The organism is Citreimonas sp., assembly GCF_042096055.1.
GTDB lineage: Bacteria > Pseudomonadota > Alphaproteobacteria > Rhodobacterales > Rhodobacteraceae > Citreimonas.
Genome location: NZ_JBELMH010000124.1, coordinates 1 through 5,919, shown reverse-complemented (window position 1 = coordinate 5,919; position 5,919 = coordinate 1). Strand labels below are relative to the sequence as shown.

General features: G+C 69.0%; 9 protein-coding genes. 6 read left to right on the top strand and 3 right to left on the bottom strand.

Going from position 1 to position 5,919, the window contains the following annotated elements:
* The coding region (locus ACFDTC_RS17075; RefSeq protein WP_375260081.1) for an aspartate-semialdehyde dehydrogenase at nt 1–662 on the top strand (662 nt) is incomplete at its 5' end.
* 28 nt (nt 663–690) lie between these two features.
* Nucleotides 691–978 carry a hypothetical protein gene (locus tag ACFDTC_RS17070; RefSeq protein WP_375260080.1) on the top strand — a complete coding sequence of 96 codons (288 nt, stop codon included), beginning with the start codon at nt 691–693 and terminating at the stop codon, nt 976–978.
* On the opposite strand, the gene ACFDTC_RS17065 is transcribed toward ACFDTC_RS17070, so the two are convergent.
* Nucleotides 975–1,319: a hypothetical protein gene (locus tag ACFDTC_RS17065; protein WP_375260079.1), complete on the bottom strand. Its 345-nt coding sequence runs from the start codon at nt 1,317–1,319 to the stop codon at nt 975–977. The genes ACFDTC_RS17070 and ACFDTC_RS17065 overlap by 4 nt on opposite strands.
* A gap of 215 nt (nt 1,320–1,534) precedes the next feature.
* On the opposite strand from ACFDTC_RS17065, the gene ACFDTC_RS17060 reads away from it, so the two are divergent.
* Nucleotides 1,535–1,885 carry a hypothetical protein gene (locus ACFDTC_RS17060; RefSeq protein ID WP_375260078.1) on the top strand — a complete coding sequence of 117 codons (351 nt, stop codon included), beginning with the start codon at nt 1,535–1,537 and terminating at the stop codon, nt 1,883–1,885.
* Here ACFDTC_RS17060 and ACFDTC_RS17055 read toward each other — a convergent pair.
* Nucleotides 1,882–2,526, bottom strand: coding sequence for a carbonic anhydrase (locus ACFDTC_RS17055; RefSeq protein WP_375260077.1), 645 nt, complete (start codon nt 2,524–2,526; stop codon nt 1,882–1,884). The genes ACFDTC_RS17060 and ACFDTC_RS17055 overlap by 4 nt on opposite strands.
* Nucleotides 2,527–2,735: 209 nt before the next feature.
* Between ACFDTC_RS17055 and ACFDTC_RS17050 the strand changes: the two genes are divergently transcribed.
* The 3 genes from ACFDTC_RS17050 (at nt 2,736) to ACFDTC_RS17040 (ending at nt 5,335) form a co-directional block, all read left to right on the top strand.
* Nucleotides 2,736–3,053 carry a hypothetical protein gene (locus ACFDTC_RS17050; RefSeq protein WP_375260076.1) on the top strand — a complete coding sequence of 106 codons (318 nt, stop codon included), beginning with the start codon at nt 2,736–2,738 and terminating at the stop codon, nt 3,051–3,053.
* Between the two features lie 63 nt (nt 3,054–3,116).
* A complete protein-coding gene (locus tag ACFDTC_RS17045) occupies nt 3,117–4,508 on the top strand; it encodes a M17 family metallopeptidase (protein ID WP_375260075.1) in 1,392 nt (463 codons plus the stop codon).
* On the top strand, nt 4,505–5,335 hold the full coding sequence (locus tag ACFDTC_RS17040; protein ID WP_375260074.1) for a C40 family peptidase: 831 nt from the start codon (nt 4,505–4,507) through the stop codon (nt 5,333–5,335). The genes ACFDTC_RS17045 and ACFDTC_RS17040 overlap by 4 nt, the downstream gene beginning before the upstream one ends.
* 16 nt (nt 5,336–5,351) lie before the next feature.
* Here the strand turns inward: ACFDTC_RS17040 and ACFDTC_RS17035 are convergent, their stop codons facing one another.
* Nucleotides 5,352–5,693 (bottom strand): DUF2794 domain-containing protein, encoded by a 342-nt coding sequence (locus ACFDTC_RS17035; RefSeq protein WP_375260073.1) that lies wholly within the window; start codon nt 5,691–5,693, stop codon nt 5,352–5,354.
* Nucleotides 5,694–5,919 lie beyond the last annotated feature (226 nt).

Sequence of the window (5,919 nt, the reverse complement as noted above, 5' to 3'; positions counted from 1 at the left end):
AGAAGAACATCATCGCCAACCCCAACTGCTCGACCGCGCAGATGGTCGTGGCGCTGAAGCCGCTGCACGACCGCGCGAAGATCAAGCGCGTCGTCGTGTCGACCTACCAGTCGGTGTCGGGCGCGGGCAAGGAAGGCATGGACGAGCTCTGGGACCAGACCAAGGCGGTCTACAATCCGGTCTCGGAAGTGCCGCCGAAGAAGTTCCAGAAGCAGATCGCCTTCAACGTCATTCCCCACATCGACGTCTTCCTCGAGGACGGCTCGACCAAGGAGGAATGGAAGATGGTCGCCGAGACCAAGAAGATCCTCGACAAGTCGATCAAGGTCACCGCGACCTGCGTGCGCGTGCCGGTCTTCGTCGGCCACGGCGAGGCGATCAACATCGAGACCGAAGACTTCCTGGACGAGGACGAGGCCCGCGACATCCTGCGTGAATCGCCGGGCATCATGGTCGTCGACAAGCGTGAGGACGGCGGTTACATCACGCCGATCGACTGCGTCGGCGATTTCGCGACCTTCGTCAGCCGGATCCGGCAGGACAGCACGATCGACAACGGCCTGAACTTCTGGTGCGTCAGCGACAACCTGCGCAAGGGCGCGGCGCTGAACGCCGTGCAGATCGCCGAGGTCTTCGGCCAGCGCGTGCTGAAAAAGGGCTGATCGCGGAAACGATCCGCGCCCTGCGCCCGTGATTGGCGCGGGCGCGGGGCATGGCGGCCCTGAAATCGCCATTCCCGCGCCCGTCGCGCCCGCGGCACCGGCCGCATTCCGGTCACATCCGCCGGACATGATGCCCCCGCATAAGGCGAAGCCGGACGAAGCGGGAGCATCCATCATGAAGATCGCCATGTCGGACATCGCACGCGGACGGCGCATCGTGGCGATGGCGGCGCGCGACCTTTCGCTGACGCGCAAGTCGCCGCGCCCGCGACGCGCAGGCGTGCTGCGCCGGCTTCTTCGGGCCATTCTGCGCTAGGCCTGTCGGTCGACGCGGCCGGCCACGGCGGGGTCGACCGCGCGGTCTTGATCCCAGTGCAGGATATCGTCGTCCACGGATGGACCGAGGCGAAGCAGCAAATCCCGCCCGTCGGCGCGATGCTCGGGCAGATCCAGCCGCGCGCCGTCATCCAGACGAAAGACGGTGATCCCTGCACCATCCATCCGTGCCGCAAGGCCCCGGACGCGCAACCGCGCGAGCAGGTCCGGCCAAGTGCGCGCGTGATCGAGATCCTGCAGCACACCCGGCGACGCCAGCCCCGCGTTCGGACCGAACCGCTCGATGCGCGCGATCTCGCGGCGCAACGCGCGTTCGGTCATGTCCCACAGCGTCTCGCCCCGGGCGCGCGCAAGGCGCGTGGCCTGATCGTGAACGGGTCCCGACGGGCGGAGCGTGACTTCGATACGCGACATCCCGTCAGCGTAGAGACGCGGCGTTAACGCTTCGTTTCCCGTTCCTGTCGAAAGTCCGAGGCGGTCGAACTTTTGCCCATCTCCTGCCCCACGCTGAGTCCCTGATTGTTGGAGCGACCCAGATGCACATACCCTCTGCCAATGATTTCAAGCGGACCGGGGCCCTGCCCGAACCTCTGGATTCCGAGACGCTGGCGCTGCTGCGTGCCTTCCTGCGCCCCATCGTGGACGCGGCGGGATCGTGGAACGACCTGGCGCTGCGGTTGGCCGCGCGGGGGTACGGCGTGGGGTTCCGCGACGGGCGGCTGGTGATCCTGGACGATGCCGGCCTGCCGGTCTGCACCGGCGCGTGCCTCGGCGTTCCGCTGCGGCTTCTGGCGGGACGGCTGGGGCGCGCGACCATCCGCGCGGATCGCGACGGCCGCTCGGGCGTGTTGCGTTCCGACCTGCGCGGAGACCGGACGCCAGTCTAGACCGGCTTGAACTGGTCGGCGGCGGCATCCCAGTATTCCAGCCCGCCTTCGCCGATGTCGGTCCAGACGCCGTGCAGCGTGAGCTTGCCGTCGTCCACCGCCTCGCGCACGAACGGAAACGTCATCAGGTTGCGCAGCGACACCACGACCGACTCCTTCTCGAGCGCGGTCGCCTTGTCGCCCCCGGTCTCGCGGATGCGCTCGTAGCCAGGGCGCAGGATGTCCATCCAGCGCCCGACGAAGGACGTCTCCTTCTCGAGCTCGGGCGCGCGCCCCTCGCACATGTCGATGCAGCCCTGCACGCCACCGCATTGCGAATGGCCCAGCACGATCACGTGCGCGACCGCCAGCGCCGTGACGGCGTATTCCAAAGCTGCCGACGTGCCGTGCTGCGCGCCGTCCTGCTCGAACGGCGGGACGAGGTTGGCGATGTTGCGATGAATGAAGAACTCGCCCTGGTCGGCGCCGAAGATCGAGGTCACGTGCACCCGCGAATCGCAGCACGAGATGACCATCGCGCGCGGTCTCTGGCCCTCGGTCGCCAGACGCTTGTACCAGGCGCGGTTCTCCTGGTAGCCGGTGGCTTTCCAGCCGTGATAGCGCTGGACAAGGTAGGCGGGCAGCGGGCGCACGCGGTGCATGTCGCGTCTCCGGTTCGGGATATCGCCGATCCGAATACGCTGAATTCAGTGGAAATTCGAGCGAAAAGGCCGGGCAGGCTCAACCTTTTGGGAACCGTGCTCTGCCACACCGGGGGCAGCCGTGGGGGCACGACTGGGAAGGGTGTGTAGTGACTGTGATCTTTCTTGCTCCTAACGAACGGCCGCGTGTGGACGCGGAACCGCTCGAAATGCTGCGCAGCGATCTGGGGCCGTTCGGGGCCGAGGACATAGTCTGCCGCGCGATGGAGGATATCAGCCAGCGCCTGTTCCACATCCAGCGCCTGGCGATCGACGGCCCGCCCGAGGATCTGCACAAGGCGCTGCGCGCGCTTTGCCCGGTCGCCGAGCAGATCGGCCTGAAGAGCATGGCGCAGGTGTCGCGCGACGTGATGCTGTGCATCGAGGACGCCGATCCGGTGGCCGTGGCCGCGACGCTCAGCCGCCTGACGCGCATCGCCGAACAGTCGCTGGTCCGCCTGTGGAATTCGCCGGAATTGTCCGTCTGATCCCTTGCGGACAAGGGCGCAGGGCTTACGATGCCGGCGAATTCCCAACGCAGGTTGCCGTCGATGCCCTTGTCCTTTGCCCCCGCCTCGTCCGAGGCATGGCCGCTTCACGTGCTGTCCCCGGACCAGGTCGATGTCTGGATCGCGCAGGCCGACGACGACACCCGCAACTGGGTCGAGGCGTCGGGCTTCGACGGCACGATCGGCGCGGCGCTGATGATCCCCGGCCCGGGCGGGGCGCCCCGCGCCGCGCTGGCGGGCTACGGCACGCCGCGTGACCGTGCGCGCGTGCGCTTTCCGCTGGCGGCGGCCGTGCCGCGCCTGGCACCGGGCATCTACAGCATCGCTGGCGGCATAGACGACGGCGCGCTTGCCAACGAATGCCTGGGCTGGCTGCTGTCGTCCTACACGTTCACCCGCTACCGCCCCGGCGCGTCCGAAAATGCCGGCGCGGACCTCGTCCCGCCCGAGGGGGTCGACACCGCCCGGATCGAGATCCTGGCCGAAGCCGAGGCGCTGACCCGCGACCTGATCAACGCGCCGGCCGCGGATATGGGCCCCGCCGCGCTGGAAACCGCGTCGCGCGCGATGCAGGAGACCTTCGGCGGGACGCTCGAGGTGATCATCGGCGAGGCGCTGATCCAGAACAACTTCCCGATGATCCACGCCGTCGGCCGGGCCGGTCCACAGGCGCCGCGCCTGATCGACATGCGCTGGGGCGATACCGGGCCGCTGGTCACGTTGGTGGGAAAGGGCGTCTGCTTCGACACGGGCGGTCTGAACCTCAAGCCCGGCAGCTCGATGGGCCTGATGAAGAAGGACATGGGCGGCGCGGCGAACGTGCTGGGCCTCGCGCAGGCGATCATGGCGCTCGAATTGCCGGTGCGGCTGCGCGTGCTGATCCCCGCGGTCGAAAACTCGGTCTCGTCGAACAGCTTCCGGCCGCAGGACATCCTGACCTCGCGCAAGGGCCTGACGGTCGAGATCAACAACACCGACGCCGAGGGGCGGCTGGTCCTGGCCGACGCGCTGGCCTACGCCTGCGAGGAACAGCCCGACCTGCTGATCTCGATGGCGACGCTGACGGGTGCCGCGCGCGTGGCCGTCGGCCCGGACATCGCACCGTTCTTCACGGACGACGACGGCGTCGCGATCGCGCTGGAGACCGCGGCCCGCGCGTCGGCCGATCCGGTCTGGCGCCTGCCCTTCCACGACCCCTACGAAGCGCTGATCGAGCCGGGGATCGCGGACCTGGACAATGCGCCGTCCGGCGGCATGGCGGGAGCGATCACCGCCGCGCTGTTCCTGCGCCGGTTCGTCGAGCCGGGCACGCGCTACGCGCATTTCGACATCTACGGCTGGCAGCAATCTGCCGCGCCGGGCCGGTCGAAGGGCGGCCTGGGCCAGGGTCCGCGCGCGATCCTCGGCGCTCTCGACGTCGTGCTGAAGCTGTGAGCGACCGCCGCCTGACCCCGGCCAACGACCGCGTGGCGGCGGCATCTTTGCGCGGCCGGATCGACGCCCCCCGCTATGTCGAGGGCGAGGCCGCCGGCATCGACGCGGCCGTGGTCGACCTGTGCGCCGCACCCGGCGGCGCGCGCGACCGGCAGCTTCTGGCAGGTGCCATCGTGACGGTATTCGACCGCCACGCCGGCTGGGCTTTCGTGCAATCGGCCGACGACGGCTATGTCGGCTACGTGGACCAGGACGCGCTGGGCCCGACCCGCACGCCGACCCACCGCGTGAGCGCCCGCGCGACGCACGCCTATGAACGGCCCGACTTCAAGTCGCCCGACCGTGTCACGCTGTCGATGGGGACCCGGCTGGAGGTGTCGAAGTCCCACGGCCGGTTCCTGGAAACGCCGCTCGGCTTCGTGCCGGCCGCACATCTCGAGCCGGTCGAGGCGCGGGCCGACGACCCGGTGGCGGTGGCCGAACGCCTGCTGGGCACGCCCTACCTGTGGGGCGGCAACTCGGCCTTCGGGATCGACTGCTCGGGCCTCGTGCAACTTGCGCTGGCGTTTTGCGGCGTGCCGTGCCCCGGCGACAGCGACATGCAAGAGCGTGCATTGGGCGAGACGCTGGCGCCGGGCGCGCCGGTGCGGCGTGGCGATCTGCTGTTCTGGAAGGGCCACGTCGCCTGGGTTTCTGCGCCGGACATGCTGTTGCACGCCAACGTGCACCACATGGCCGTGGCCTACGAACCGCTGAAGGCGGCCATCGCGCGGATCGCGGCGCAAGGCGACGGGGCGGTGACCCGCCGCGCACGCCTGTCGCGCTAGCGCGCGCGCCGGCTGTTCACTCGACGGCGCGAATCAGCTTGCGTTCGAGCACGCGCAGTACCGTCTTCAGGTCATGCCCGCGCTTGAGGACCTGCCCGTCCATCCCGATCACCGCGTACTCGCCCTGCCGCGCGCGCAGCTTGGGCCGCTTCTCGATCCGGTAGAGCGGGTTCTCGGCGGTGCGCCGGAAGACCGAGAAGACCGCCGCGTCGCGCAGGCTCGAGATGCCGTAGTCGCGCCATTCGCCGGCGGCGACCATGCGGCCGTAGAGCGACAGGATCACCGACAATTCGGTCCGGTGGAAGGAGACGACCGGCTGACCGGCGGCGCCTCCGGGAAACGCCGAATAGCTGTTCATCCCAAGAAGGTCGCGCCGCGGGACGTCAAAATCAAGTCTTCAGGCCGCGACGCGGGCATGTTCCACCCGCGCCCGTGTCGCACCGGCCCGTGGCGCCGGGTTTCCGATCAGCGTCATTGGCGCCTCCCACTGCGCCTGAAACCACGCCCTGACGACGATTATCCACCTTGCCAGACGGCCGGCGCTGCCGTAGCTGCGTCGGTGGGACACCCCTCCCCAACGAGGG

Bases quoted from the DNA above. Each gene is read 5' to 3' on its own strand.
- ACFDTC_RS17065 (WP_375260079.1), bottom strand. From the start codon at position 1,319: ATGACCGAACGCGCGTTGCGCCGCGAGATCGCGCGCATCGAGCGGTTC.
- ACFDTC_RS17060 (WP_375260078.1), top strand. From the start codon at position 1,535: ATGCACATACCCTCTGCCAATGATTTCAAGCGGACCGGGGCCCTGCCC.
- ACFDTC_RS17055 (WP_375260077.1), bottom strand. From the start codon at position 2,526: ATGCACCGCGTGCGCCCGCTGCCCGCCTACCTTGTCCAGCGCTATCAC.
- ACFDTC_RS17050 (WP_375260076.1), top strand. From the start codon at position 2,736: ATGCTGCGCAGCGATCTGGGGCCGTTCGGGGCCGAGGACATAGTCTGC.
- ACFDTC_RS17045 (WP_375260075.1), top strand. From the start codon at position 3,117: ATGCCCTTGTCCTTTGCCCCCGCCTCGTCCGAGGCATGGCCGCTTCAC.
- ACFDTC_RS17035 (WP_375260073.1), bottom strand. From the start codon at position 5,693: ATGAACAGCTATTCGGCGTTTCCCGGAGGCGCCGCCGGTCAGCCGGTC.